Annotated in this window: 1 pseudogene; it reads right to left on the bottom strand. The window is 71.0% G+C overall.

The features are described from left to right. A pseudogene (locus tag PUR71_RS06495) lies at window positions 1-221 on the bottom strand (methionine adenosyltransferase); the annotation flags it as partial.

Here is a 221-nt window from a genome sequence, read left to right as displayed (position 1 = left end):
GAGAGCCGGTGGGCGAGGGTGATCGGCAGCGGCATGAGCTCGGGGGTCTCGTCCGAGGCGTAGCCGAACATCAGGCCCTGGTCGCCGGCGCCCTGCTTGTCCAGGTCGTCCTCGTCGCCCTCGACCCGAGCCTCGTAGGCGGTGTCGACGCCCTGCGCGATGTCGGGCGACTGAGCACCGATGGACACCGACACGCCGCAGGAGGCGCCGTCGAAGCCCTT

The sequence above is a fragment of the Streptomyces sp. SP17BM10 genome, assembly GCF_036322405.1.
Lineage (GTDB): Bacteria > Actinomycetota > Actinomycetes > Streptomycetales > Streptomycetaceae > Kitasatospora.
Note: the sequence above shows the minus strand (reverse complement) of the source record. Positions and strands in the feature narration are given on the sequence as shown.